The sequence below is a fragment of the Streptomyces katrae genome (assembly GCF_002028425.1).
GTDB lineage: Bacteria > Actinomycetota > Actinomycetes > Streptomycetales > Streptomycetaceae > Streptomyces > Streptomyces katrae_A.
In genome coordinates this window covers 122482-148932 of record NZ_CP020043.1, presented here as the reverse complement: position 1 = coordinate 148932, position 26451 = coordinate 122482, and the positions used below count along the sequence as shown (strand labels likewise).

At 74.0% G+C, this 26451-nt stretch carries 20 protein-coding genes; 10 read left to right on the top strand and 10 right to left on the bottom strand.

All coding sequences use genetic code 11. From position 1 onward, the window contains the following. Positions 1 to 2 precede the first annotated feature (2 nt). A complete protein-coding gene (locus B4U46_RS34895; protein WP_079432270.1) occupies positions 3 to 3968 on the bottom strand; it encodes a type I polyketide synthase in 3966 nt (1321 codons plus the stop codon). A 23-nt stretch (positions 3969 to 3991) separates the two neighbouring features. Further along, positions 3992 to 4288 carry an acyl carrier protein gene (locus tag B4U46_RS34890; RefSeq protein WP_079432269.1) on the bottom strand — a complete coding sequence of 99 codons (297 nt, stop codon included), beginning with the start codon at positions 4286 to 4288 and terminating at the stop codon, positions 3992 to 3994. 145 nt (positions 4289 to 4433) lie between these two features. Between B4U46_RS34890 and B4U46_RS34885 the strand changes: the two genes are divergently transcribed. Genes B4U46_RS34885 through B4U46_RS34875 form a run of 3 tightly spaced genes read left to right on the top strand, consistent with a single transcriptional unit; the run spans position 4434 to position 8083 of the window. Beyond that, complete coding sequence (locus B4U46_RS34885; RefSeq protein WP_237293429.1) at positions 4434 to 5177, top strand: 2OG-Fe dioxygenase family protein; 744 nt, start codon at positions 4434 to 4436, stop codon at positions 5175 to 5177. 1 nt (position 5178) lies between these two features. Continuing rightward, positions 5179 to 7041: a 2-oxoacid:acceptor oxidoreductase subunit alpha gene (locus B4U46_RS34880; RefSeq protein ID WP_107438480.1), complete on the top strand. Its 1863-nt coding sequence runs from the start codon at positions 5179 to 5181 to the stop codon at positions 7039 to 7041. Next, a complete protein-coding gene (locus tag B4U46_RS34875; protein ID WP_079432267.1) occupies positions 7034 to 8083 on the top strand; it encodes a 2-oxoacid:ferredoxin oxidoreductase subunit beta in 1050 nt (349 codons plus the stop codon). The genes B4U46_RS34880 and B4U46_RS34875 overlap by 8 nt, the downstream gene beginning before the upstream one ends. Here the strand turns inward: B4U46_RS34875 and B4U46_RS34870 are convergent. Next, positions 8036 to 8917 carry a helix-turn-helix transcriptional regulator gene (locus B4U46_RS34870; protein WP_079432266.1) on the bottom strand — a complete coding sequence of 294 codons (882 nt, stop codon included), beginning with the start codon at positions 8915 to 8917 and terminating at the stop codon, positions 8036 to 8038. The genes B4U46_RS34875 and B4U46_RS34870 overlap by 48 nt on opposite strands. Before the next feature lie 253 nt (positions 8918 to 9170). Between B4U46_RS34870 and B4U46_RS34865 the strand changes: the two genes are divergently transcribed. Further along, positions 9171 to 9482: a putative quinol monooxygenase gene (locus tag B4U46_RS34865; protein WP_079432265.1), complete on the top strand. Its 312-nt coding sequence runs from the start codon at positions 9171 to 9173 to the stop codon at positions 9480 to 9482. Between the two features lie 15 nt (positions 9483 to 9497). Here B4U46_RS34865 and B4U46_RS34860 read toward each other — a convergent pair whose 3' ends face one another. The 3 genes from B4U46_RS34860 to B4U46_RS34850 form a co-directional block, all read right to left on the bottom strand. Beyond that, positions 9498 to 10409 carry an alpha/beta fold hydrolase gene (locus B4U46_RS34860; RefSeq protein ID WP_079432264.1) on the bottom strand — a complete coding sequence of 304 codons (912 nt, stop codon included), beginning with the start codon at positions 10407 to 10409 and terminating at the stop codon, positions 9498 to 9500. After that, complete coding sequence (locus tag B4U46_RS34855; protein WP_079432263.1) at positions 10406 to 10993, bottom strand: TetR-like C-terminal domain-containing protein; 588 nt, start codon at positions 10991 to 10993, stop codon at positions 10406 to 10408. Before B4U46_RS34855 ends, B4U46_RS34860 begins: the two co-directional genes overlap by 4 nt. Positions 10994 to 11112: 119 nt before the next feature. Further along, complete coding sequence (locus tag B4U46_RS34850) at positions 11113 to 12405, bottom strand: FAD-dependent monooxygenase (protein WP_079432262.1); 1293 nt, start codon at positions 12403 to 12405, stop codon at positions 11113 to 11115. Positions 12406 to 12546: 141 nt separating this feature from the next. Here B4U46_RS34850 and B4U46_RS34845 point away from each other — a divergent pair, with 141 nt between their 5' ends. The 3 genes from B4U46_RS34845 (at position 12547) to B4U46_RS34835 (ending at position 14848) form a co-directional block, all read left to right on the top strand. Further along, entirely contained in the window at positions 12547 to 13065 is a 519-nt protein-coding gene (locus B4U46_RS34845) for a toxin-antitoxin system HicB family antitoxin (protein WP_079432261.1), read from the top strand. 86 nt (positions 13066 to 13151) lie between these two features. Continuing rightward, on the top strand, positions 13152 to 13991 hold the full coding sequence (locus tag B4U46_RS34840) for a DUF4097 family beta strand repeat-containing protein (protein ID WP_079432260.1): 840 nt from the start codon (positions 13152 to 13154) through the stop codon (positions 13989 to 13991). 245 nt (positions 13992 to 14236) lie between these two features. Then, positions 14237 to 14848, top strand: coding sequence for an LmbU family transcriptional regulator (locus tag B4U46_RS34835; RefSeq protein ID WP_269467135.1), 612 nt, complete (start codon positions 14237 to 14239; stop codon positions 14846 to 14848). Here B4U46_RS34835 and B4U46_RS34830 read toward each other — a convergent pair. From B4U46_RS34830 to B4U46_RS34820, 3 genes are all read right to left on the bottom strand, one after another. Continuing rightward, on the bottom strand, positions 14845 to 15651 hold the full coding sequence (locus B4U46_RS34830; protein ID WP_079432259.1) for a dimethylarginine dimethylaminohydrolase family protein: 807 nt from the start codon (positions 15649 to 15651) through the stop codon (positions 14845 to 14847). The genes B4U46_RS34835 and B4U46_RS34830 overlap by 4 nt on opposite strands. Positions 15652 to 16362: 711 nt before the next feature. After that, positions 16363 to 19323, bottom strand: a complete 2961-nt coding sequence (locus tag B4U46_RS40135; RefSeq protein ID WP_079432258.1) for a BTAD domain-containing putative transcriptional regulator — start codon at positions 19321 to 19323, stop codon at positions 16363 to 16365. Between the two features lie 54 nt (positions 19324 to 19377). After that, positions 19378 to 20142, bottom strand: a complete 765-nt coding sequence (locus B4U46_RS34820) for an SDR family NAD(P)-dependent oxidoreductase (RefSeq protein WP_079432257.1) — start codon at positions 20140 to 20142, stop codon at positions 19378 to 19380. Positions 20143 to 20523: 381 nt separating this feature from the next. Between B4U46_RS34820 and B4U46_RS34815 the strand changes: the two genes are divergently transcribed. The 3 genes from B4U46_RS34815 to B4U46_RS34805 all read left to right on the top strand — a co-directional run bounded on the left by B4U46_RS34815 (position 20524) and on the right by B4U46_RS34805 (position 24675). Next, the gene (locus tag B4U46_RS34815) at positions 20524 to 22791 is read left to right on the top strand and encodes an MMPL family transporter (protein ID WP_079432256.1); all 2268 of its coding nucleotides are present in this window, start codon (positions 20524 to 20526) and stop codon (positions 22789 to 22791) included. A 166-nt stretch (positions 22792 to 22957) separates the two neighbouring features. Then, the gene (locus tag B4U46_RS34810; protein WP_237293428.1) at positions 22958 to 23866 is read left to right on the top strand and encodes an aminoglycoside phosphotransferase family protein; all 909 of its coding nucleotides are present in this window, start codon (positions 22958 to 22960) and stop codon (positions 23864 to 23866) included. 47 nt (positions 23867 to 23913) lie between these two features. After that, entirely contained in the window at positions 23914 to 24675 is a 762-nt protein-coding gene (locus tag B4U46_RS34805; RefSeq protein ID WP_079432255.1) for a DJ-1/PfpI family protein, read from the top strand. Positions 24676 to 24865: 190 nt separating this feature from the next. Here the strand turns inward: B4U46_RS34805 and B4U46_RS34800 are convergent, their stop codons facing one another. Then, positions 24866 to 26410: an IS1182 family transposase gene (locus B4U46_RS34800; protein ID WP_079423731.1), complete on the bottom strand. Its 1545-nt coding sequence runs from the start codon at positions 26408 to 26410 to the stop codon at positions 24866 to 24868. Positions 26411 to 26451 lie beyond the last annotated feature (41 nt).

The window sequence follows — 26451 nt, the reverse complement described above, 5'->3', positions numbered from 1 at the left end:
GTTCAGGCCGCGGCCGGAGCCGGCGCCGCCCCGGCCGCCAGCCGCACGGACAGCAGCTCGGCGAGCTCCTCCACCGACGGGTGGTCGAAGACCGCCGAGGACAGCAGCGGGATCCGCAGCCGCGTCTGGAGCTGGTTCTTCAGCACGATGGCCGTCAGCGAGTCCACGCCGAGCTCCAGGAAGCTCGCCCGGGTGTCGATGTACTCCGGGTCGTCGACCGCCAGCAGCGCCGCGACCGTCGCCCGGATCAGGGCCACCATCGCCGTCTGCCGCTCCTCCGGCCCGGCCGCCGCCAGCGCCTCCACGTCCACCGGCGCCGCCGAAGCCGCCGCCTGCGCGGTGCGTTCGGCGGCCGCCGCCTCCACCGGGCGGTCCGGGAGCCGGGTGAAGCCCATGCCGGACAGCTCCATCACCGGCCGGCCGTCCTCCTCCAGCAGCAGCACGTCCAGGGTGAACGCCGGGTCCGTCCGCTCCGGGTCCTCGGCGCGCGTGACCCGGGCCGCCGAGCGCAGCACCTCCCCGCGCGGCTTCTTGAAGGCGCGCAGCCGGCCCACGCTGGTGGCCACGTACCGCTTGCCGTCGTCGGTGAGCGCCGCCAGGCCGTGCGTGGACCCGTCCAGCAGCGGCGGGGGCAGCAGCTCGGCCCGGGACACGTCCCCGCCCGCGAGCTCGGTCACCGCGAAGTCCGGGCCGTACGAGGTCACCGAGCGGGCCCGCAGGAACTGCGGCCCGTACTCCAGCCCGGCCTCCGCGTACGCGGCCTTCACCTCCGCGCCGTCCATCACCCGCGAGGGCTCCTCGCCGTCCAGGGCCCCGGTCAGCGCCAGCAGGGTCCGGGCCGGGCCGCCGAGGCCGCTGCCCGCGTAGTCGGCCTCGGCCGCGATCGAAGCGGTGGCGTGCAGCCGTTCGGCGCCCTCGGGCTCGTCGCCGCCCCGGCTGGAGACCTCCACCTCCAGCCGCCCGTCCGGCCCGGGGCGGACCCGGGTCAGCAGCAGCGTCGGCCGGTCCGACAGGAACAGCGCCTCGTGGAAGCGGACGTCCTCCACCGCCCGGCCCGTGTCGCCGTGGACCTCGTCCTGCACGGCGAGCAGCAGCTCCAGGTAGGCGGCGGCGGGCAGGAAGACCTGTCCGCCGATGGTGTGGTCGGCCAGGTACGCCGGCTGCTGGGCGCTGATCCGCGCCGTGAACTCCCGCCGCCCGCCGTCCCGTCCGCTCTCCCGCCCGAGCAGCGGGTGCCCGTCGCCGCCGGCCCCGCCGCGCCCGGCGGGCCGGGCCGGGAGCCGGTACTCGCGCCGGTCGAAGGCGTAGCCGGGCAGCGGGATCCGCCGGCCGGGCCGGCCCGCGTACACCTCGCCCCAGGCGATGTTCAGCCCCGCCGCGTACGCGCCCGCCAGCGCCGACTCCAGGGCGGCGCCGGTGCTGTCCTTCGAACGGAGGCTGCACAGCCAGCGGTGCTGCTCCTGCGGCACGCTCCGCCGGGCCAGCGAGGTCAGCGCCGAGGACGGGCCGACCTCCAGGAACACGTGCCGGCCGCGCTCGGCGATGGTGCGCACCCCGGCCGCGAATTCCACCGTCTCGTTGACGTGCCGCACCCAGTACTCGGGCGTGGCCAGCTCCCGCGGATCGGCGATCCGGCCGGTCAGGTTCGACACGATCGGCAGCTGCGGCTCCCCGAAGGCGATCCCGCGCAGCACCTCGGCCAGCGGCTGCGACACCTCGGCCATCAGCGGTGAGTGGAACGCCGCCGACACGTGCAGCTCGGTCACCGTCCAGCCCGGCCCGCGCAGCGCCTCCACCGCCTCGGCCAGGGCGTCCGCCGCGCCCGAGACCACCACCTGCTGCGGCGCGTTGACCGCCGCCACCGCCAGCTGCGGCCACGCCGCCAGCCGCTCCCGCACCTCCTCCGCCGGCGCCGACACCGCCGCCATCCCGCCCGGCGCCGACACCGACTCGATCAGCCGGGAGCGGGCGGCGAGGAACGCGACCCCGTCGGGCAGGGTGAACAGCCCGGCCACCGTCGCCGCGACGATCTCCCCGACGCTGTGCCCGATCAGCACGCTCGGCCGCACCCCCCACGACAGCCACAGCCGCGCGAGGGCGTACTCCAGGGTGAACAGCGCCGCGTGCGTGAAGGACGTACGGGCCAGGGTCTCCTCGGCGTCCGGCACCTCCCCGAACATCACCGCGGCCACCGACCGCCCCAGCAGCGGGGCGAACAGCGCGTCGCACTCGTCCACGCAGGCGGTGAAGACGGGGAAGCGGCCGTACAGGGCCCGGCCCATGCCCACGTACTGCGAACCGGAGCCGGTGAACAGGAAGGCCGTTTTGCGGAACGCGTCGGGCTTGCCGTCCCCGCGCGGCGGGGCGCTCCACCGCTCCAGGTGCCCGGCCAGCTCCCCGGTGTCCCGGACGGCGGCCGCCGCCCGGTACCGGAAGTGGGAGCGGCCCGTGGCCCGGGTACGGCACAGGTCGGCGAGGGAGGTGTCCGGGTGCTCGGCGAGGAAACGCGCGTACCGCTCGGCCTGGAGCCGCAGCGCCGGGCGCGACTTGGCGGAGAGCGTGAACACCTGCCCGCCCTCCTCCGGCACGGGAGCCCCCTCGGCCGGCACGGACGCGGGCGGCTCCTCCAGCACCGCCACCGCGATGGCCCCGGCGACCCCGAACCCGTTGACGGTCGCCCGGCGCACCGGCGCCTTCCACGGCCGTTCCTCGGTCGCCACCGTGATCGGGTACGTGTCCCACGGGATCCGCCCCGACAGGTTCCGCCACACGTGCGGGAAGAAGGCCCCGGCGCGCATCTGCGTGATCACCTTGATCACCGCGCCCAGCCCGGCCGCCGGCTCCATGTGCCCGATGTTGGCCTTCAGCGAGCCGATGACCAGCGGGTCCTCCCGGTCGTGGGAGGCGCCGAACACCCCGTTGACCGAGCCCATCTCGATCGGGTCGCCCAGCGGGGTGCCCGTCCCGTGCGCCTCCACGTACTGGATGTCGCCCGGCTCCAGCCGCGCGTTCGCCAGCGCCGCCCGCATCACGGCCTCCTGCGCCGTGCCGTTGGGCGCGCTCAGGCCCGCGCTCTCCCCGTCCTGCCCGATCGCGGTCCCGCGGACCAGCGCCAGCACCCGGTCCCCGTCCGCCAGCGCGTCCGACAGCCGCTTGAGGACCAGCGCCCCGCAGCCCTCGGCGCGCGCGTAGCCGTCGGCGCTCTCGTCGAAGGTCTTGCAGTGCCCGTCCGGGGCCAGCATCTGCGCGTGCGAGAGGATCACGTACGAGCGCGGGTTGTGCAGGGTGTTCACCCCGGCGCACAGCGCGATCCCGCACTCCCGGCGCCGCAGCCCCTCCACCGCCAGGTGCAGGGCCGTCAGCGACGCCGCGCACGCGGTGTCCGTCGTCAGGCTCGGGCCGCGCCAGCCCAGGAAGTACGACAGCCGCCCCGACAGCGAGTACGCGCCGAGCCCCGTCGTCAGGCTCCCGTCCAGCTGCTCGTCGGACAGCCCCTCCAGCTCCAGCGCGAAGTCGAGCGGCGAGGCCCCCACGTACACCCCGCCGTCGCCGTGCCGAAGACCCGCCGGATCGATCCCGGCGTCCTCCAGGGCCTCCCACACGGTCTCCATCAGCAGCCGCTGCGCGGGGTCGATGAACGGCGCGTCCTTGGGCGGAATGTTGAAGAACTGCGCGTCGAACGCGTCGATACGGTCGAGGAAACCGCCCGCGACGGCCGTGATGCCGTCCTCGGCCACCTCCGGGACCCAGCGGTCGCGCGGCAGCGGCCCTATTCCGGAACGCCCCTCGCGCAGGAACGCGTCGAGATCGGATATCGCATTGTTCCCCCCGGGCAGACGCATTCCGATACCGACCACGGCGATCGGCTCGTGCTTTTCCGAACGGAAACGCCCGAGCTCCTCCTGCTGCCGGCGGACGGTCTCCTCCGCGGCGTCGATCCTTTCCTGCAATTCCGGATGTCCCGGCATGGCCGCCGTTCCCCTCTCGGTTCTCAGTTCGCGTCGAAGACGTCGGCCAGCACGTCCGAGGCCAGATAGTCGGTCAGCCGCTCGACCGTGGGCTGGTTGAACAGGGCCGTACTGCTGATACCCCGCCCCAGCTGCTCCTCCAGCCGCTGCTTGACCATGGTGAGCAGCAGGGACGTCATGCCGAGCTCGAAGAAGCTGTCCTCCAGGGGCAGCTCCTCGTCGTCGGGCATGAGCAGCGCCTTCTTGAATTCCGCGACGACGATTTCCTCAAGGACCGTCCGGCGTTCCGTCCGGGGCGAGGACGTCAAGAGTTCTGTCATACCGGCCGAGTGAAGCACAGGCCGTGTGACGACCGGCTGACGCCGATCTGACGTGCAAACCCGCCGAACTCCGTCAGTTCAGCGTCAGCAGCGCCGTGGGAACCTCGGAAGCGCAGTGTGAGATCCGGCGGTGGAGGAGCCAATCATGCAGACCGAGGCAAGGGAAGAACTGCGGGCCAACGGATATTCGTTGCTGCCGGCCGACCGGCTCGTCATCGACGCCGAATTGCGGCAGCACGTGAAGGAACTGGCCGCCGAATGGGAGAACCTGGAGACGGACCGCTACCTGAAGGGCGGATCCCGCTTCCGCGAGCGCGCCTACGACCGCTTCTTCTTCGTCCCCCGCACCGGAGAGGTCCGGCTGCGCCCGCACCGCCCCTACTTCCAGTCGATGAACGCCAACGACTACGCCGGCGGCATCGACCGCGACGTGGCCCCGCTCAGCCGCACCACGCTGGCCAACCCGCTGCTGACCCGGCTGCTGCGCGCCGACTTCGAGAACTTCCCCGTCCCCGAGGAGTCCTGGCTGGACGACCCCTGGGACGTCCAGTGCCACCAGTTCCGCATCATCAGCACCCCGGACGAGACGGGCGAACCCACCCCCGAGGGCCCGCACCGCGACGAGGTCGACTTCGGCGTCATCCACCTGATGGGCCGCTTCAACGCCGCCGGCGGCGAGTCGCAGGTCTACAGCCTGGAGCGGGAGCTCGTGGCCGAGTTCTGCCTGACCGAGCAGATGGACACGATGTTCTGGTCCGACGGCCAAATCCTGCACGCCGTGCGCCCCATCCACCCGGTGGACCCGACGAAGGCGGCCGTCCGGGACGTGCTGATCATGGGCTACAAGCACGAGCCGGAGCTGCGCCGCGAAGAGCAGGGCGCTGCCTGACATGGTGACGAAGACCGGGATCCGCCGTGTCGACCGGGTGGTCATCCGTTTCGCGGGTGACTCGGGTGACGGTATGCAGCTGACGGGTGACCGTTTCACCTCGGAGACGGCGTCCTTCGGCAACGACCTCTCGACGCTGCCGAACTTCCCCGCCGAGATCCGTGCCCCTGCCGGGACCCTGCCCGGGGTGTCCTCGTTCCAGCTGCACTTCGCGGACCACGACATCCTGACCCCGGGTGACGCGCCGAACGTGCTGGTCGCGATGAATCCGGCCGCGCTGAAGGCGAACATCGCCGACGTGCCGCGCGGCGCGGAGATCATCGTGAACACGGACGAGTTCACCAAGCGCCCGATGGCCAAGGTCGGCTACGACACCTCGCCCCTGGAGGACGGCTCCCTCGACGCCTACAACATCCACCAGGTCCCGCTGACCACTCTGACGGTGGAGGCGCTGAAGGATTTCGGTCTCACCCGTAAGGAGGCCGAGCGCAGCAAGAACATGTTCGCCCTCGGTCTCCTGTCGTGGATGTACCACCGTCCGACGGAGGGCACGGAGAGCTTCCTGCGCCAGAAGTTCGCGAAGAAGCCGGAGATCGCCGAGGCGAACGTGGCGGCGTTCCGGGCGGGCTGGAACTTCGGGGAGACGACGGAGGACTTCGCGGTCTCCTACGAGGTCGCCCCCGCGACCAGGGCCTTCCCCACCGGCACGTACCGCAACATCTCGGGGAACCTGGCCCTGTCCTACGGGCTGATCGCGGCGGCCCGCCAGGCGGACCTGCCGCTCTACCTGGGCTCCTACCCCATCACCCCGGCCTCGGACATCCTGCACGAGCTGAGCAAGCACAAGAACTTCGGGGTGCGGACCTTCCAGGCCGAGGACGAGATCGCCGGCATCGGCGCCGCGCTGGGTGCCGCGTTCGGCGGGGCCCTGGGCGTCACCACCACCTCCGGCCCGGGTGTGGCCCTGAAGTCCGAGACCATCGGCCTGGCGGTCTCCCTGGAGCTGCCCCTGCTGATCGTGGACATCCAGCGCGGCGGCCCGTCCACCGGTCTGCCGACCAAGACCGAGCAGGCCGACCTCCTCCAGGCCATGTACGGCCGCAACGGCGAGGCGCCCGTCCCCGTCGTCGCCCCGCGCACCCCGGCGGACTGCTTCGACGCCGCGCTGGAGGCCGCGCGGATCGCCCTGACCTACCGCACACCGGTCTTCCTGCTCTCCGACGGCTACCTCGCCAACGGCTCCGAGCCCTGGCGGATCCCGGACGTGGCCGACCTGCCGGACCTCGGCGTGCAGTTCGCGACCGCCCCCAACCACCAGCTCGCGGACGGCACGGAAGTCTTCTGGCCGTACAAGCGGGACCCGCAGACCCTCGCCCGCCCCTGGGCCGTCCCCGGCACACCGGGCCTGGAGCACCGCATCGGCGGGATCGAGAAGCAGGACGGCACGGGCAACATCTCCTACGACCCCGCCAACCACGACCTCATGGTCCGCACCCGCCAGGCCAAGATCGACGGCATCGAGGTCCCCGGCCTCGACGTCGACGACCCGGACGGCGCCCGCACCCTGGTCCTGGGCTGGGGCTCCACCTACGGCCCCATCACCGCCGCCGTCCGCCGCCTGCGCGCCGGAGGAATCGCGATCGCCCAGGCCCACCTGCGCCACCTCAACCCCTTCCCCGCCAACCTCGGCGAGGCCCTGAAGCACTACGAACGGGTGGTCGTCCCCGAAATGAACCTGGGCCAGCTCGCCACCCTCATCCGCGCCCGGTACCTGGTGGACGCCCGCTCCCACACCCAGGTCAACGGCATGCCGTTCAAGGCCGAGGAGCTCGCCGCGGCCCTGAAGGAGACCATCGATGCCTGAGGCACTGACCCTGATCCCCAAGGCGGAGACCCCCCTGGCCGCCAAGGACTTCAAGTCGGACCAGGAGGTCCGCTGGTGTCCGGGCTGCGGTGACTACGCCGTCCTCGCCGCAGTCCAGGGCTTCATGCCCGAACTCGGCCTCGCCCGCGAGAACATCGTCTTCGTCTCCGGCATCGGCTGCTCCTCCCGCTTCCCGTACTACATGAACACCTACGGGATGCACTCCATCCACGGCCGCGCCCCCGCCATCGCCACCGGCCTGGCCACCTCCCGCCGCGACCTCTCCGTCTGGGTCGTCACCGGCGACGGCGACGCCCTCTCCATCGGCGGCAACCACCTCATCCACGCCCTCCGCCGCAACGTCAACCTCAAGATCCTCCTCTTCAACAACAGGATCTACGGCCTCACCAAAGGCCAGTACTCCCCCACCTCCGAACTCGGCAAAATCACCAAATCCACCCCCATGGGCTCCCTCGACGCCCCCTTCAACCCGGTCTCCCTCGCCCTGGGCGCCGAAGCCTCCTTCGTCGCCCGGACCATCGACTCCGACCGCAAACACCTCACCGAGGTCCTGCGCCAGGCAGCCGACCACCCCGGAACCGCCCTCGTCGAGATCTACCAGAACTGCAACATCTTCAACGACGGCGCCTTCGACGCCCTCAAGGACAACGACCAGGCCGAAGAAGCCCTCATCCGCCTCGAACACGGCCACCCCATCCGCTTCGGCACCGACCAGACCAAGGGCGTCATCCGCAACCAGCAGACCGGAGACCTGGAAGTCGTCACCGTGACGCCGGGGAACGAGTCGCAGATCCTGGTCCACGACGCGCACGCGGCGACCCCCACCACCGCCTTCGCCCTCTCCCGCCTCGCCGACCCCGACACCCTCCACCACACCCCCATCGGCGTCTTCCGCAACACCGACCGGCCCGTCTACGACACCCTCATGGCCGACCAGCTCGACACCGCCGTCGAGCGCTACGGCAAGGCGGACCTAGGAGCACTCCTCACCGGCCCCGACACCTGGACCGTCGCCCGCTGAGCACCGGGCGGCCAGCGTGCGCAGGGCGGCCTCGGACGGAGAGCCCGGCTCGGCTGTGTAGGCGATCAGGCTGATGTCCGGGTCGGCGGCGGACCGGAAACTCTCGAAGGTGAGGGCGAGCTCGCCGACGGCCGGATGCCACATGAGGTAGTCGCCGGTGATCCGGTCGGCCACCTCCCGCTCCGCCCACAGCGCACGGAACTCGGGGCTGCGGTGCTCCAGTTCGGCGACCAGCGCGGCGAAGGCCGGGTCGTCCGGGTGCCGTCCGTGGTCGCGGCGCAGGTAGGCGACCGCGTTGCGGGCCTTGGCTTCCCAGTTCACGTAGCGGGCGCGGACGTCCTCGTCGAGGAAGGCCAGCCACGCCGTGTTGCGGTGTTCCGGCGCCACCGTGGCGAGGGAGGGGCCGAGCAGTTCGGCGTAGAGCCGGTTCCAGGCCAGCAGGTCGGTGCGCCGTCCGACCAGGTAGGCGGGGACGTCGGACATGGCGTGGAGCAACCGCAGCTGCCCGGCGCTCGGCGTCTGCGCGGCCGGCCCCGCCGACGTCCGGCGGCCCACCGCGCGGGCCAGGTCGTGCAGGTGCGCGCGCTCGGGGTCCGTGAGGCACAGGGCGTCGGCCACCGCGTCGATGACCCCGGCGGAGACCTTCTGGGTGCGGCCCTGCTCGAACCGCACGTAGTAGTCGACGCTCACGCCGGCCAGCTGCGCCAGCTCCTCCCGCCGCAACCCCGGCACCCGGCGCCGCTCGCCGTACCCGGCACCCAGCCGGGTCTCCTCGGGCTTGATCCGGGCCCGCCGCGAGCGGAGGTACGCACCGAGTTCGGCCTTGGCGTTCATCCGCCCATCCTAAGAGGGCGTGCAGTCCGGCACCGGGCCGCCGGCCGCCGGGCAAATCCGTTGGCGCCGGGAGCCTTCGGGTAGCTCCGGTCCACCCCTGTCGGGGCGGGAGGCTCCCGGAGAGGGGGTACTGCCGGACCCCCGGTTCGCCGGTCCCAGGGCCGAGCTCCGCCCTGGGCATCCGGTCGTCGCGGCGGAAGGATCTCCCTTGTCACCGCAACAGCGAGACCGACCGCCTGAGGAGGCATCCGTCATGACCCTGACCGTCATCGCCGCGTTCGAGGCCAAGCCCGGCCGTGAGGACGACCTGCGCACCGCTCTGGAGGCCATGATCGAACCGTCCGTCGCGGAGGAGGGCTGCCTGGCTTACGAGCCGTACGCCGACCCGAACCGGCCGGAGCGGATGGTGATCGTCGAGGAGTGGGCCGGGCCGGAGGCGCTGGAATTCCACTTCACCACCCCGCACTTCCGCCACGTGGCCGGGCTCTTCGACGACCTGCTCGCCCGCCCGGTGTCCATTCGCTACCTGACCACCACGACCCCCGTGGCCCTCCCGACCCCGTGACCCACCGCCCGCCCGTCACCCCGGCCGCGGTTGCGGCACGGACGACATCCAGGGCGTCATCCGGTCCTTTCTGGTCAGGGTCTCCAGGAGGCGGGTGGCGAAGGGGGTCGGGTGTTCGGCGCAGCCGACGTGGCCGCCCGGGAACTCCGTGAAAGGGGCGCCCGTCAGGGCCGAGAGGCGGGCCGCGGGGCCGTAGAGGGCGGGGATGGCGCGGGAGTCCTCGCCGGCCGCCAGTACGAGGCGGTCGGCGGCGGTGCGCAGGGCGGGTGCGTCGGGGGTGGCGGACGTGAACGGGACCAGGACGTGTTCCAGGAAGAACGGCTGGTTGGCGTACATGCGCGGGGCCATCTCCAGGATCTCCGGCGGCAGTTCGGCGGCTTCCTGGCGCTCGGGGGTTCCGCCCAGGCCCTGGGCCATGTGGGCCATCCCCGCGGCCGGGCCCTGCGTGCGGGTCAGCTCGCGGACCTCGGCGAAGAGGGCCCGGTGCGGGGCGGGGTCCGGCAGGACCTCCACCAGCGGCGGCTCGTGCGCCACCACCCGGCGGACCCGCTCCGGGTGACGGGCCAGCAGCCCGAGCGCGGCGACGGCACCCGCGCTGCAGCCGAGGACGTCCGCCGGTTCGCCGGGGGAGACCAGGTCCAGGATCCGGCGGGCGTCGTCGGCCCAGTCCGCCACCCGCTGGTCGGCGGCCGGGCCGTCGAGGGTGCTGCGGGACTGGCCGCGGGGGTCGTACGAGACCACGGTGCGTCCGGTTGCGGCCAGGGCCGGGGCCATGCCCGCGAACAGGCCGGCGTCCGCCCCGCCGCCGGGGACGAGGAGCAGGACGGGGCCGGTGCCGCGCCGCTCGTAATACAGGGTGGCTCCGGGGACGGCGAGCGTTCCGGTGGTGGGCGCCGTGGTGGGTGTGGTCGTGGGTGTGGTCGTCATCGTGGTTCCCCCTTGGTGGTCGGCGGCCAGTTCTCCAGGGCCACGTGGAGTGCGTCGAGGCCGCGTGCCCAGGACGTCCGGACCTCGCGGGAGTGCCCGAAGGCCCCGCTCAGCTCCAGGTGGACGTAGCCGTGGAAGGTGGCGCGCAGCAGCCGGGCCGCGTCCGTCAGGTCGGGGTCCTCCAGCCCGTAGCCGCGCAGCATCCCGTAGGTCAGCTCCACGCTGCGCAGCAGCCCGGCCGAGCCGGCCACCTCCTCCGGGTCGAACCGCATCTGCGAGGCGGCGTAACGGCCGGGGCGTTCCAGGGCGTACTCCCGGTAGGCGTCGGCGAACGCGACCAGCGCGTCCTTGCCCGACCGCCCTGCGACGGCGACCGCGATCCGCGCGGTCATCTCCTCGCCCGCCAGCAGAGCCACCCGCACCCGCAGTTCCCGCAGGTTGCGGACGTGCGAGTACAGGCTCGCGTCCTTGACGCCGAACCGCCGGGCGAGCGCGGACAGGGACACCTTCTCGATCCCGGCCTCGTCCGCCATCTCGGCGGCCGCCTCCGTGAGCCGTGCGGCGTTGAGTCCTGCGCGCACCATGCGGCGCCTCCTTGTGGCCAAGTCTCTGGCTGGTTGCTCTAGGTATAAACCTAGGGGGTCTAGGTTTTGGTGTCCAGCCGGTTTCCCACCGCCGACGGGACGACGAGTCGGCGGGACGGCTATCGGGGGGCCGGTTCGGCGGCGTAGTCGCGCAGGGTGATGTTCTCGGCGGCCTTGCGGGCGATCTTCGCGGCCATGTCCTTGCCCGGCAGGTACGGCATGACCTTGTAGTAGCGGTTGAGGAAGGCCCCGAGCAGCCGGCTCTCGGGGACCATCAGCTTCGCCACCCCGTCGCCCATCTTCTGGCAGCCCTCCGCGTACGCCCGCATCTCCCGCTCGTAGCGGGCGAAGGCGGTGCGGTGGTCGCCGCGCGCGGCGGCGAGCTCCCCGGCGAGGACGTACGCGCCGACCAGCGCGAGCCCCGAGCCCATGCCCGACAGGGAGGACGGGCAGTACGCGGCGTCGCCGAGCAGGGCGACCCGGCCGCGCGACCAGCTGTCCATGCGCACCTGGCCGACGGAGTCGAAGTAGAAGTCCGGGGCGTGGCGCATCTGCTCCAGCAGGTGGTCGCTCTGCCAGCCGTTGCCCGCGAACTGCTCGGCGAGCAGCTGCTGCTGGCGCGTCACGTCGCGGCGGTCGAGGTCCAGCTGTGGCGAGCCGAAGTAGAAGAGGGCCTTGGCCTCCGTGTTCTCGCGGGCGCTGTACATCGCCACCAGCCGGCCGGCGGTGCGGTAGGCGTGTCCGGTGCGGTCGAGGCCGAGGTGGTTGGCGGTGGTGAAGATGGCGCAGTAGACGCCGAGGTGCTTGACGTAGCGCTCCTCCGGGCCGAAGGCCAGGCTGCGGGTGCGGGAGTGCAGGCCGTCGGCGCCGATCACCAGGTCGAAGCGGCGGGGTGCGCCGCGCTCGAAGGTGACGTGGACCCCGTCGGCGTCCTCGGCGAGGGAGGTGACGGAGTCCCCGAAGACGTACTCGGTGTGCTCCTTCGTCGCGTCGTAGAGGATCCGCGCCAGGTCGCCCCGGAGCACCTCCAGGTCCCCGGAGAACAGGTCGGCGGGGAGCTTCGCCTGCGGCTTGCCCGCGCTGTTGACGTACGACATGGAGCCGGTGCCGGTGCGGGCCGCCCGCAGGGCGTCCAGGATGCCCATGCGGCGCAGCACCGTCAGGTGGGCCTCGCCGCGGAAGTCGACGGCGTAGCCGCCGTCGCGCAGGGCGGGAGCCCGCTCGACGATGGTGGGGGCGAAGCCGTGGCGGTGGAGCCAGTAGGCCAGTGCGGGGCCGGCGACGGACGCGCCGGAGATCAGGACGGTACGGGCGGCGGTGTACGGGGCGGTGTTCGCGGCGGCGTAAGGGGCGGTGTTCGCGGCGGTGTTCGCGGCGGTGTACGGGGCGGTGTTCGCGGTGGTGTTCTTCATGTGCCCCAGCGTGCTCGGGGGCGCTCACCGCGCGGTCACCACCGGCTCACCGCCGTCCTGCCGCTGCCTTGCCGCCGGGGAGGAGGGGCGTGGCATTCGTCCGTCCTGGTCATGGTGCCACCCGTGTGCCATAGTGGCGCCATGGATCTGAGGCCGTACGTAGAGAACCTTCGGCACGAGCTCGCCGTCGCCGCCGACGCGGGCGGGGACGAGGCCCGCGCCCTGGCCGGACGGCTCACCGCCCCGCTGGAGTCGGCCACCCGGCTGACGCTCCTGAACGCCCTGTCCGACGCGATGGACGAGGTCACGCGGGACCTGGCGCCGGGATCGGTCTCCGTACGGCTGCGGGGCCTGGATCCGGAGTTCGTCGTCAGCCTCCCGGAGACCGAGCCCGTCTACGAGGAGCGCCCCTCCGCCCCGGCCGCACCCCCGGCCCCCGTCCTGCCCGAGGGCGAGGACGGCGGGACGGCACGGATCAACCTGCGCCTGCCCGCCCACCTCAAGGTCCGCGCCGAGGAGGCGGCGGCCCGCGAGGGGATCTCCGTCAACTCCTGGGTGGTCCGCACCCTGTCGGCGGCCCTGTCCGACGCCGCCGCCGAGCAGCCCGCGGGGCTGCGCCGCACCCGCGCCGGCCAGAGCTTCACCGGCTGGGTGCGCTGACCCCGGGCCGCCCGGCCGCCGCCCCAGCACCCCCTCGCCCGCCCGACCGGCGGGAGCCCGCACCACGTCATGAGGATCGGACCCCCATGCTTACCTTCGAGACCCCCGCACCGCTCGCCGTGTCCGTCGAGATCGAGGTGGGATCCGTCCGCCTCACGGCCGGGCAGCGGACGGACACCGTCGTCGAGGTGCTGCCCGCCGACCCCGGCGACCCGGAGGACGAGCGCGCGGCCCGGGAGAGCAGGGTCGACCACGCCGACGGCACCCTCACGGTGCGCGGTGCCCGCAAGCGCCTCCCGTTCGGCCGGATCGGCTCGGTCGAGGTGTGCGTCGAGCTGCCGGCCGGCTCCCGCGTCCGGGCCGCCACGGGCGTGGGCCCCCTCGTCCTGGAAGGGGCCTTCGGGGAGTGCGTCCTGAAGTCCGGCGCCGGGGACATCCGGGTCGACGGGGCCGGCCCGGTCGTGCTGCGCACCGGACACGGCGACGTCCGCCTCGACCGCTGCACCGGCGACGCCGAGGTCCACGGCGCCGGCCGGATCCGCATCGGCCGGGTCGACGGCGCGGCGACCGTCAAGAACGTCAACGGGGACACGGAGATCGGCGAGGTCACCGGAGACGTACGGGCGAACAGCTCCAACGGCTCCATCACCGTCGACCGGGCGCACGGCTCCGTCGAGGCCAAGTCCGCGAACGGCGCCATCCGCGTCGGCGAGCTGGCCCGCGGCAGGGCCGACCTCCAGACCGCCGCCGGCCGGATCGACATCGGCATCCGGGGCTCCGTCGCCGCCTGGCTCGACGTCACCTCCCGGCTGGGCAAGGTGCACAACTCCCTCGGCCCCTCCGCGGGCCCCGAGGGGTCCGAGGGCGTGGTGGAGGTGCGGGCCCGTACCGGCATGGGCGACATCGTGATCAGCCGCGCCGCCTGAGCGACCCCCGGGCCGGCTTGCTGAGGGGTGTCCCCAGTTCGTCGCCAGGTTGCTCAGATCGCCGTCAAGTCCGTCTCAACCCCCGCGGGGGGACACCCCCGCGTGCCTAGTCTGGCCAGCCGGAAGGCCGTGACGTGACGTGCCGGGTGGCCCGTCGAGGCGCAGGGGGATGATGCGAGATGTCGGGCGTCCGTACCGAAGAAGAACGGCCCACCCGGGCGCACCGCGCTCCCGGGACCCGCAGGGTGACCCTCAGCCAGCTGCCCTGCCTGGAGGCGCTGACCAAGTCGGGCATGACCTTCTCGCCGGCCATGCCGCAACGGGCCTGGGAGGAGATCGGCAGCCAGCTGCGGGAGCTGGCCAGCTCCTCCGCCTGGTGGATGGGCGACTGGCTCCTGTTCGGGGAGAACGCCTACAGCGGCCGCTACCGGGAGGCCGTCGGCCGGACCGGGCTCGACTACCAGACCCTGCGCAACTACGCGTGGGTGGCCCGCCGGTTCGAGCAGCACCGCCGCCGCGACGCGCTCAGCTTCGCCCACCACGCGGAGGTGGCCCGGCTGGCCCGGCCCGAACAGGACTACTGGCTGCGGCGTGCCGAGGAACAGCGCTGGTCGCGCAACGAGCTCCGGCGACAGCTCCGGGCGGGCCTCGCCGAACAGCACGGCGGGGCCGCGGCGGAGCCGGCGGGCGAGGAGGCCACCCTGCGGATCGCCCTGCCGAAGCCGGACCTCGACCGGCTCCTGGAAACGGCGGCCGCCTGCGGGCTGAGCCTGAACGAATGGGCGGCCCACGTCCTGCAGTCCGCCGTCAGCACCGGCACCCGCCCCGGACTCCCCGCCCCCGCCGCCCCGGCCTAGCGGCCCGCCGGGACCGGGTTGTCCAGGGTGAGGGCCGTGCAGCGGACCCCTCCGCCGCCCTTGCGGAGCTGAGCCGTGTCGAGTTCCACCACCGTGGCGCCCCGTTCGCGCAGGGTCGCGGCGAGTCGCGGCGCGCCGGTGGTCATCGTCACGGTCCTGCCGTCGCTGATCAGGTTGAGGGCGAAGGCCCGGGCCTCCTCGGTGCTCACCTCGATGAGTTCGAGTCCGAGGGAACGCAGCACGCCGACGCTCTCCGGCTCCAGCGCGCCCGGGTAGTAGGCGAGCGTGCCCTCGTCGATCACGGCCACGGCCAGGTCCAGGTCGTACCACTCTTCCCCGGCCGTGCGCAGCGGCACCACCTGGTGGCCGGTCAGGTCCGCGAGCACGTCGTGCATCCGGCGGTCCGTGCGCTGCCCGTGGCCCGCCAGCAGCAGGTCCCCGCAGGCCAGGGTGTCGCCCTGGCCGCTGAAGGAGTACGGGGCGTCGAACACGTCGATGCCGTTCTCCTTCAGCCAGGACCGGAAGTACGGGATCTCGGCGGCACGGGCCGCCGGCGGGTCGCCCAGTACGGCGCGGTCGCCGCACACCCAGGCCCCGTTGGCCGTGTACACCATGTCGGGGCACTCCGGGGCGGACGCCATCCGGTGGACCGTGCGGCCGGCCGCGAGGTGGGCGGCGGCGATCGCGTCGTGCTCGGAGACGGCGGCCCGGGCGTCCGGCTGGACGCTCGTGTCCATGTACGGGTTGATGACGTAGTCGATGCGGAAGTGGGTGGCATCGGACATCAGCAGTTCGGTGTTCATCCATGGGCTCCAGGGGCGGGGTTGAGGGGCCTGGGGTGGGGGCCGGGGTGTGAGGGGGCCGGGGTGTGAGGGGGCTGGTCCGGACGGTGGCAGACCCGGGCGGACCCGAGCGGAACGGAAGGCGACCAACTGGTTGTGTCCGCCCGGCCCGGACGCGTCACCGGGCGCCGGCGGTGCGCGGACGCGGCGCGGCTCCGCGCTCCACGGCCGCACACCGGGCCCGGTCCGCCGCCGTGCCCGGCGGCCCCCGGGTCCCGCGGGACCGGGTGGAGCGCCCGCCGGCGGCGGTCCGGAAGCGGCCGGGGGCGGGCGCCGTCGCGTTCGAGCATGGCAAGCGCGGCCTCGATCGGGCAATGCCCCCGCCCCCCGCCCGAGCCCCACTGTCCCGCCGGCGGGACGGCCACCCCCGCCCGGCCCGAGGGCCGTTCAGCCGAGCGGAGCCGGTTCGGGGAACGTCGGGCCCGGGGCCCGAGCCCCCGCGCCCCGCACGATCAGCAGCTCGCACCCGGCGCGGCCCGCGGCCCGCGGTCCGGAGCCCGGGGCCGGAGGTTCCCTGGGCCCCCTGGGTGCGTGGCCCGGGGCACGCGAGGGGGGCGAAATGGGGGATGTGTCCGCGGACTGGGCCTTCGGCAACGGGTGAACGGTGCGCCGTGGGCATCACCGGTGGGGGGCCGCGGTTCCGGGGCGGGCGGGGAGGTCGCCGGACGGTCGTCAGGGGGTGTGGGTGGTTACCAGGTCGACGACCTCCTGCGGTAGGCCCAGCAGGCGGAGTGCCTCCGGGGAGGTGCCGCCCACCACGGCCGCCGCCGACGCGGCGGCCTCCGCGTAGCGGGCGCGGGCCGCCGGGCGGTCGCCGTTCGACTCCGCCACCCGGCCCAGCCCCGCGAGGGCCCGTACGCGGCTGCCCGCGCTCTTGACCCAGTGCGGGTCGATCCGCTCCAGGGCCTCCGTGTACAGGTGTCCGGCCCGCGCCGGGTCCCCGTCCCGCAGGGCCAGGTCCCCGAGTCCGCGCAGGGCCGCCGCCAGGGCTGCGGAGCCCCCGGCCCGGCGGGCGAGGGAGGCGGCCCGGGCGTAGTCGGCGGCGGCCGCCGCCGGGTCCCCGGCCACGAGCTGGTCGGCCCGGTTGACCAGCAGGTCGGCGCTGTCCTCCAGGGCGCCGAGCCGCTCGGTCAGCGCCAGCGCCTCGTCGAGCAGCGCCACCGCCCCGGCCCGGTCCCCGCGCGCCCCCGCCACCCCGGCGAGCGCGTCCAGGACCAGCGCCGTGCCCCAGCCGTCGCCGGCCGCCCGGAACCCCTCGGCGGCCTCGGCGAAGGCCCGTTCGGCGGCGGCCGCGTCACCCGTCCCGAGCGGCCCGAACCCGGACACGTACGCGGCGACCGCCCGGACCCACGGCTCGGGGTGCCCGCGCTGCGCCGACACCAGGGCGAACGCGTCCAGCGGATCGGCCTCGGTGGCGTTGCGCAGCATCCACACCAGCAGCACCACCGGGTACCGCCCGCCGCCCCCGCCCGCACCGTCCCGCGCCCAGGCGGCGGCCAGCAGCCGCCCGGCCCGCTCCCGGTGCCGCCGCCACGGCGCGAGCCCGCCGGGGCCGGCCGCCGCCAGCAGCACGCACGCCGCGAACTCCTCGCCCAGCCCGGCCGGGGGAGCGTCCCCGACGGCGTCGAGCACGGCCGCGGCCCGCGCCGCGAGCGACCCGGACACCCCGCGGATCCACAGGTACGCCGAGGCCGCCGCCAGCAGTTCCAGCGCCGTCTCCCAGCGGCCCTCCCCGGCCGCCCAGGCGAGTGCCGCCTCCAGGTCGCCGTGTCCGGCCGCCAGCCGCTCCAGCCACTCCGGCTGCCCCGGCCCCCGCAGCCGCGGCTCGGCGGCGCGGGCCAGCTCCAGCACGTACCGGGCGTGCGCACCGCCGGTGGCCGAGGTCTCGCCCGCCCCCCGGAGCCGTTCGGCGCCGTACGCGCGGACCGTCTCCAGCATCCGCAGGCGTCCGCCCGCCAGTTCCAGCAGGGACTTGTCCACCAGGGACTCCAGCACCTCGGGCTCCAGGACCTCGGCCTCCGGCAGCTCCGAGTCCGGGGCCGCGCCCCCCGCCCGGCAGACCTCCAGCGCCGCCCGGGCCGTCGCGCCCGCCGGGAACACGGTGAACCGCCGGGCGGCCCGCTGCTCCTGCGCGGAGAGCAGGTCCCAGCTCCAGGCGACCACCGCGCGCAGCGTGCGGTGCCGTTCACCGGCGCCGCGGTTGGCCCGGGCGGCAGCCATCCCGAGCCGGTCGTCGAGCCGCTGCGCCAGGTCCTCCACGTCCATGGTGCGCAGCCGGGCCGCCGCCAGCTCGATGGCCAGCGGCAGGTTGTCGAGCGCCGCGCAGATCCGCTCCACCGGCTCCGCCGCCGCCGCGAATCCGCGCCGCACCGCCGAGGCCCGTTCCGTGAACAGCCGTACGGCCGCCGCGTCGTCGAGCGGCCGCACCTGCCACAGGTGCTCACCGATGACGGAGAGGGGTTCCCGGCTGGTGGCCAGGATCCGCAGCCGGGGGCAGAGGGCCAGCAGGCGTCCCGCCAGCGCGGCGGCCTCTTCGGCCACGTGTTCGCAGTTGTCCAGGACCAGCAGCAGCACCCGGTCCGCCAGGGCCGTCGCCAGCCGCTCCACGGGCCCCTGTCCGCCGCCGTCGAGCCGGAGCCCGTTCTCGCGCAGCCCGAGCGCCGCCAGTACCGCCCCCGGCAGGCCGGCGCCCTCCCGCAGCGGGGCCAGCTCCACGAAGCACACGTCGTCGCCGGCCACCCCCGCCGCCTCCACCGACAACCGCGTCTTGCCCACCCCGCCCGGCCCCACGAGCGTCACCAGCCGGGCCACCCGCAGCAGGTCTGCCACTTCGGCGACCTCGCCGGAGCGGCCCACGAACGAGGTCAGCTGCGCGGGCGGCCGGACCTGCGCGGGGGAGGGGTCGGACTCCAGCAACTCCCGGTGCAGGGCGACTAGTTCGGCCGAGGGATCGCTGCCGAGCTCGTCGGCCAGCCGGCTGCGGGTCTGCTCGTACGCGGCCAGCGCCTCGGCCTGCCCGCCCTCGGCCGACAGGGCCCGGATCAGCAGGGCCGCCAGGCGCTCGCGCAGCGGGTGGCGGGCGGTCAGCTCCCGCAGCTCCGCCACGGCCTCCCGGTGGCCGCCGAGCCGCAGATCGGCCTCGATCCGGTCCTCGACCGCCCCGAGCCGCAGCTCCTCCAGCCGGGCCGAGGCCGTCCGGGCGGTGTCGCCCTCCGTCAGGTGCGCCAGGTCGGCGAGGGCCCTCCCGCGCCACAACTCCAATGCCCCGCGCAGGAGTTCCACGGCACGTACCGGGTCGTCGGCGGCCAGCGCGGCCCGCCCCTCGCGGGCCAGCCGCTCGAACCGGCCCGCGTCCACGTCCTCCGGGTCCACGGCGGCCCGGTAGCCCGCCCCGGCCCGCTCGATCACGGCCGGCCCCAGAGCCGCGCGCAGCCGGGACACCTGGGACTGCAGGGCGTGCGCCGACACCGACCCGTCCGGGGCCAGTTCGTCCGCCAGCCGCTCGGCGCTCACCACCTCCCGGGGGCGCACCAGGAGCAGGGTCAGCAGGGCGCGCCGGGCGGGTCCGCCGAGGGGGACCTCGGTGCCGTCGTCGCGCCGGGCCAGAGTCTCGCCGAGGATGGAGAACCGCATGCCGGTGATTATCCACGGCAGTTGATCAGCCGACGGTCTGCCCGACGGGCCTGATCAGCCCAGGGGGCCGAGCCAGGTGCCCCCGGAGACGTCCACGGTCTGGCCGGTCATCCACCGCCCCTGCGGCCCCGCCAGGAAACCCACCACGTCGGCGACGTCCTCCGGCTCGCCCAGGCGCCCGAGCGCCGTGATCCCCTCCAGTGCGGCGACCACCTCCGGGACGGCCGTGTAGCCGGCGGTCATGTCGGTGCGGACGGCGCCCGGCGCGACGGTGTTCACCGTGATGCCGCGCCGGCCGAGCTCGTTGGCCAGCGAGGGAGCCAGTGCCTCCAGCGCCGCCTTCGTGACGGTGTAGCCGATCTGGCTGGTGACCGCGAAGCGGCTGGCCGTCGAGCCCATGTTGACGATCCGCCCGCCGTCGTTCAGCAGCGGCAGCGCACGCTGGATCACGAAGAGCGGGGTGGTGACGTTGACCGCCAGCAGCCGGGCGAACTCCTCCTCGGTGACCTGGGCGATCGAGCTTCCCGAGCCGATGCCGGCGTTGTTGACGAGGATGTCGAGCCCGCACCCGCCCAGCCCGGCGGTCAGCCCCTCGAACAGGGCGTCCACCGCCCCCTCCTCCCCGAACCGGGCCCGGACCGCGAAGGCGAGGCCGCCCGCCCCCTCGATCAGCGCCACCGTCTGCTCGGCCGCCTCCTCGTCGCGGCCGTAGTGGACGGCGACCAGGGCCCCCTCGGCTGCCAGCCGCAGCGCCACCGCCCGGCCGATTCCCCGCGAACCGCCCGTCACCAGCGCCGTCTTGCCGTTCAGCGTGCCCATGGCCTGCTCCTCGTACCGGCCGGACCCGTGTGGTCCGGCGATGTGAACAAGGTCGCCGGAGCCGCTCACCGCCCGCTCACCGCCCGCTCACCCCTGCTCACGCCCGCTCCCCCGTCCCCAGTGGTGGAGCGGCGGTGGCGCCATGGTGGCGCCTGTCTGGAGTCCTCTTGATCCACGGGTATTTCAGGGTTACCGGGGGAATCATCTGCCCGGATTCGCGGGCCTTTGGCGCCATGTGGCGCAGTCTTGGCGTCGAAGGCTGCGCCTTTATGGCTCCCGATAGCGCCAATCATGTGCCATAGTGGCGCCATCGGTCGGGCCTGGTGCCCGACGGGACCGCTCGTCCCCTTCCTCGCCGCACTCACGGGAGTCTGTTGCGCCATGGCCACCTTCCTTTACAAGACGGGCCGCTTCGCCTTCCGGCGGCGGGGCCTGGTGACCCTGCTGTGGCTCGCCGTCCTCGTCGCCGTCGGCCTCGCCGCCTCCACCGCCCCGCCGCCGCCCGCCGACACCTTCTCCATGCCGGGCACGGAGTCGCAGCGCGCCTTCGACGTGCTCAAGGAGAAGTTCCCGGCCGCGAGCGCGGACGGCGCCACCGCCCGCGTGGTGGTCCGCGCGCCCGCCGGGCAGAAGCTCTCCGACCCCGCGCAGCAGGCCAAGGTCGAAGGCCTCGTCGCCGCGCTCGCCAAGTCACCCGGCGTGGTCTCGGCCTCCGACCCCTTCAAGACCGGCACGGTCAGCAAGGACGGCACCACGGCCTACGCCGTGGCCGCGTACAAGCTCCCCGCCCTCAAGCTGACCGACGAGGCGCACGACGGCCTCGACGCGGTACTGGAGAAGTCCCGGGCCGACGGCCTGACCGTCGAGGCCGGCGGTGACGCCGTCAAGGTCGAGGCCGCCATGGGTGGCGCCGAGGGCATCGGCATCCTCGTCTCCGCCGTGGTCCTGCTGCTCACCTTCGGCTCCCTGGTCGCCGCCGGCATGCCCCTGCTCACCGCCGTCATCGGCGTGGCCGTCGGCAGCGCCGCCGTCACCGCCCTCGGCAGCACCCTCGGCCTGTCCGCCACCACCTCCACGCTGGCCATGATGATCGGCCTCGCGGTCGGCATCGACTACGCCCTGTTCATCATCTCCCGCTACCGCGCCGAGGTCTCGGAAGGCCGCGACCGTGCCGACGCCGCCGGCCGCGCCGTCGGCACCGCCGGCTCGGCCGTGGTCTTCGCCGGCCTGACCGTCGTCATCGCGCTCGCCGGACTCGCCGTCGTCAACGTCCCGATGCTCACGAAGATGGGCCTCACCGCGGCCGGCACCGTCGTCATCGCCGTGCTCATCGCGGTCACGCTCGTCCCCGCGCTCCTCGGCTTCGCCCCCGTCAAGGTCATGCCCCGCCTGGAGCGGAGGGCCATCCAGGGCAAGCCGCTCACCGCACGGCTCCAGCGCCGGGCCGACCGGCTGGCCGCGCGCACCAAGCCCAACCTGGGCACCCGCTGGGCGCAGTTCGTCGTACGCCGCCCCCTGCTGGTCCTGGCCGTCGGCGTCCTCGGCCTCGGCGCCCTCGCGATCCCCGCCGCCAGCCTCCAGCTGGGCCTGCCCGGCGAGGGCACCATGGCGCTGGACACCACCCAGCGCAAGGCCTACGACATGCTGTCCGAGTCCTTCGGGCCCGGGTTCAACGGCCCGCTGACGGTCACCGTCCAGGCCAAGGACGCGGCCGCCGCGGCCGGCCGGGCCGGCGCCGAACTCGCGAAGGTCCCGGGCGTGGCCACGGTGACCCCCGCGACGCCCAACGCCGCCGGAGACACCGCCGTCCTCAACGTGGTCCCGTCCTCGGGGCCCACCGAGCACCGGACCGAGGAACTGGTCACCACCATCCGGGGGATGGCGGGCGCCATCGAGGCGGACACCGGGGCCGAGATCCTGGTCACCGGCCAGACCGCCCTCTTCATCGACTTCTCCCGCACCCTGGACGAGGCGATGCTGCCCTACCTGGGCCTGGTCGTCGGCCTCGCCTTCCTGCTCCTGGTCCTGATCTTCCGTTCGCTGCTCGTCCCGCTCAAGGCGGCCCTCGGCTTCCTGCTGTCGGTCTCCGCCGCCCTCGGCGCGGTCGTGGCCGTCTTCCAGTGGGGCTGGCTCGCCGACGTCCTCGGCATCGAGCAGCCCGGCCCGGTGATGAGCACCCTGCCGATCTTCATGATCGGTGTGGTCTTCGGCCTGGCGATGGACTACGAGGTCTTCCTCGTCACCCGCATGCGGGAGGCCTACGCCCACGGGGCCCGGCCCACCGAGGCCGTGGTCACCGGCTTCCGCTACGGCGGACGGGTCGTCAGCGCCGCCGCGATCATCATGACCAGCGTCTTCTCCGGCTTCATCCTGGAGACGAACGACTTCGTGAAGATGGTCGGCTTCAGCCTCGCCGCCGCCGTCCTCTTCGACGCCTTCGTGGTCCGCATGGCGCTGGTCCCGGCCCTGTTCGCCCTCCTCGGCCGGTCCGCCTGGTGGCTGCCTCGCTGGCTCGACCGGCTGCTGCCGAACATGGACGTCGAGGGCGAGCGGCTGAACCGGACGCACTCCGTCCAGGTCGCGAAGGGCGGCCCGGCGGCCCCGCACCCCGCCCACCGGGCCGAGGCCGAGCACGACTACTCGGCCTGAGCCCCGCCCCCGCACCCGCACCCGCACCGAAGCCCGCGCCCGTGCGCCGGAGGATCCGCTCCTCCGGCGCACGGGCGCGGCGCCGTGAAAACGCGTGGCCCGCCGCCTCCGGCGCCGCATACGCTCCTGCCGACCCCAGCGCCGAGACCCGTTTACGAGGAGCCCCGTGGCCACCAGCGCGAAGATGCACGCCGACGAGGCCGACACGGACGAGGCCCTGGTCGGCGCGCTGATCCGCGCCCAGTTCCCCCGGTGGGCCGGCCTCCCCGTGACCAGGGTCGTCTCCGCCGGCACGGACAACGCCATGTACCGGCTCGGCGACACCATGGCCGTGCGGCTGCCCCGGATCCCGGGCGCCGCCGCCGACGTGGCCAAGGAGAACCGCTGGCTGCCGCACCTCGCGCCGCACCTGCCGCTGGAGGTGCCCGAGCCCCTGGGCCAGGGCGTCGCCGCAGAGGGATTCCCGTACCCGTGGTCGGTGTACCGCTGGCTGGAGGGCGCGGACCTGTTCGGCGAACCCGTCACCGACCCGCACGAGACCGCCGTCGCACTCGGCCGGTTCGTGGCGGCCCTGCGCGGCGTGGACGCGACCGGAGCGCCGGTGTCCTTCCGCGGCGGCCCGGTCGCCACCCGCGACGAGGCGGTCCGCGCCGCCATCCGCGACCTCGGCGCCGACGGGACCCACGACGCGGACGCCGCCACCGCCCTCTGGGAGGAGACCCTGCGGCTCCCGCAGTGGGAGGGCGCGCCCGTCTGGCTGCACGGCGACCTCCTGCCGGGCAACCTGCTGGCCCGGGGCGGCCGGCTGCGGGCCGTCATCGATTTCGGCGGGGTGGGCGCGGGAGACCCCGCCTGCGACACGATGGCCGCCTGGACCCTGCTGACGGCCGGGACCCGCGAGGCCTTCCGCGAGGCGGCCGGGGCGGACGAGGCCACCTGGGCCCGCGGCCGCGGCTGGGCGCTCTGCTTCGGCCTCACCGCCGAGCACTACTACCGCGAGACCAACCCCGCCCTCGCCGCCGTCGCCCACCGCACCACCGCGGAAGTCCTCGCCGACCACCGCCGCACCGGCTGACCGGGGGATCCGGGAACTCCCCGGCCCCCGCGCACGACCACCTCGGCATGACCGACTTCGACCGACGGCACCTGCTCGCGGCCACCCTCACCGGCGGCGCGGCCCTCGCGGCCGGCGGGACCGCCGCGGCCCCGGCGACGGCGAGCCCCGCACCGGCCGCCGCCCCCAGGCCCGCGGCCGCGCGCCCCGCCCCCGCGCCCGGCCCCCTGCGCGTCCACCTCGTCGCCTTCGACGGCGTCGAGGAACTCGACCTCTTCGGCCCCCTGGAGGTGTTCGCCCTCGCGGCGGCCCTCGGCCGGCCGGTGGTGCCCACCCTGGTCACCACCGGCCGCCCGGGCCGCGTCCGCGCCTCCTTCGGCACGCAGATCGAGGTACCGGGCCGCTGGGACCCCTCCTCCGCCGACGCGGTCGTCGTCCTCGGCGGCGGCTACCGCAAGCGCGACGGCGCCGGGGTCTGGGCCGAGATCGACAAGGGCACCCTCCCGCAGGGCCTGCGCCGGGCCGTCCGGCCAGGCCTCACCCTGGTCGGCGTGTGCACCGGCGTCTTCCTCCTGCACGCGGCCGGGCTGCTCGACGGCCGCCCCTGCACCACCCACGTCCGGGCCAAGCAGGACCTGCGCGACCTCGGCCACGACGTCCGCGACGCCCGCGTGGTCGACGACGGCGACCTCGTCTGCGCGGGCGGCGTCAGCTCCGGCATCGACGCCGCCCTGTGGCTCCTGGAACGCGAACTCGGCCCCGAGGCCGCCTCCGGCGTGGAGACCCTGCTGGAGTTCGAACGCCGCGGCACCGTCCTGCGCACGGCGTAGCAGCCGCCGCCAGCCCTGAGCTCGGGCCGCTAGGGCCTGTCTGACAATTCCCGCCGGGTCCCGGCCGCACGCCGATCGCACGCACCGAACGACCCGGCCTGATCCGGCGCGAATTGTCAGACAGGCCCTAGAAGACTGATGAAGATCTTGTTGAGGGGCCGTCCGGCCGTAGGCCGGGCGGCCCCTCTGGTTATGTGATGGCCGGTGCGAGGTGCCAGGTGCCGCCTGTGTGAGTGAGTCCGAGGTTGATCAGGCGGCGGAGGTTGAGGGCGGCTGCTCGGGTGTGGAGCCAGGCGTTGTTGCTGATGGTGCCCCGGTAGCGGAGTCGGCGGTTGCCGTGGTGGACGAGCCAGGCGACGGCACGTTCGACTGGTGGCCGCCAGCGGCGGTAGTCGGCCTGCCAGGCGGGGTCGGTGGCGGCCTGGCGGCGGGCCGCGGCTTGGAGATCGTGGTGGGGGCGGATGGTCAGGACGCGTCCGGCTTTGGCCTTGGTGCACTGCTCACGCAGCGGGCATCGGGTGCACACGTTCCCGAAGACGGCCCTGCGCTGGTGGTGGCGGCCGCCGGGCTCGGACAGGCCGACGGTGTGGCCTTGGGGGCAGGTCACGGTGGCGGCCGAGGTGTCGATGGCGAAGTCGTCGAGGGTGAAGCCGTCTGGGACGGCCGGCCGCAGCGGGGCGGGTTTGAGGAACAGCCGGTGTCCGGCCTCTTCGAGGGCCTGGCGGGCGTCGCCGGTGGAGTAGGCGGTGTCACCGAAGGCGTCCACCGGGGTGTCCTCCTCGGCCAGCAGTTCAAGGCCGACGGCTGCCTCGTGGTGCTCTGGCCCGGCCCCGGGCCGCAGGGCGACGGCGGTGTATAACCCGGTCTCCGGCTCGACGGCGAGGTGGGCCTTGTATCCGTCCTGCTGATGGGAGCGGGTCTTGTGGATGTGCCGGGACTCGGGGTCGACGGTGGAGATCATCCGGTCCGGGGCGGTCCCTTGGGTGATGCGCCAGCGGCCGTCACGGCCGTCGGAGTCCTCGGCCGGTTCCACGTCCTGCCCGGCGACCAGCGCGAGGATGCCGACCGCGTTCGCTGCCTTCTCGCCCAGTTCCTGCTCGGGCAGATGCCCGAGCAGTCTGACCGCGTCGCCGACGAGCGCGTCGACCAGGTTGGCTCGTGCCTGGGCATCGTTCCAGGTGATGCGGGGTTTGCCCGGGTCGGTGTAGTCGTGGGCGGTGCACTGCGCGGCGGCAGCCTCGGCGCCGCCGGGGACTTCCCGGATCACCACCCGGATGGCGCCGATGATCTGGGTGACGGTGTCCTGGGTGGCGACCGCGTCGTCCAGCACGGTGGAGTCCAGTGCCCGCCGGTGCTTGCCCCTGAGGACACCGGTGGCCTTCACGACCTCCCGCACGGCCTCGAAGGCCCGGTTCGGGCTGGTGGAGCGGGCCAGCCGGCGCCGGAAGTACGCCAGAAGCGACGGGTCGAACGCGGTGTCATGCAGTCCCAGCCCGCACGCGGCCTTCCACCGCAGGTCACACCGCAGTTCCTGGACCGTCTCGAAGTCCGACATGCCGTGCAGGGCCTGCAATGTGATCGCCGCGGCCAGAATCTGCGGCGGCATGGACGGCCGCCCGTTCGCCGACGGATACATGTCCGCGAACATCGCCGCGGGGAACAACCGGCCACGGTGCTCGGCCAGGAACGCGAACACACTCCCAGCCGGAATCAACTCCCGGCACGTCGCCCACACATCAGGTCCGACCGTCTCCCCGACCCACTCCCCTTGAACCA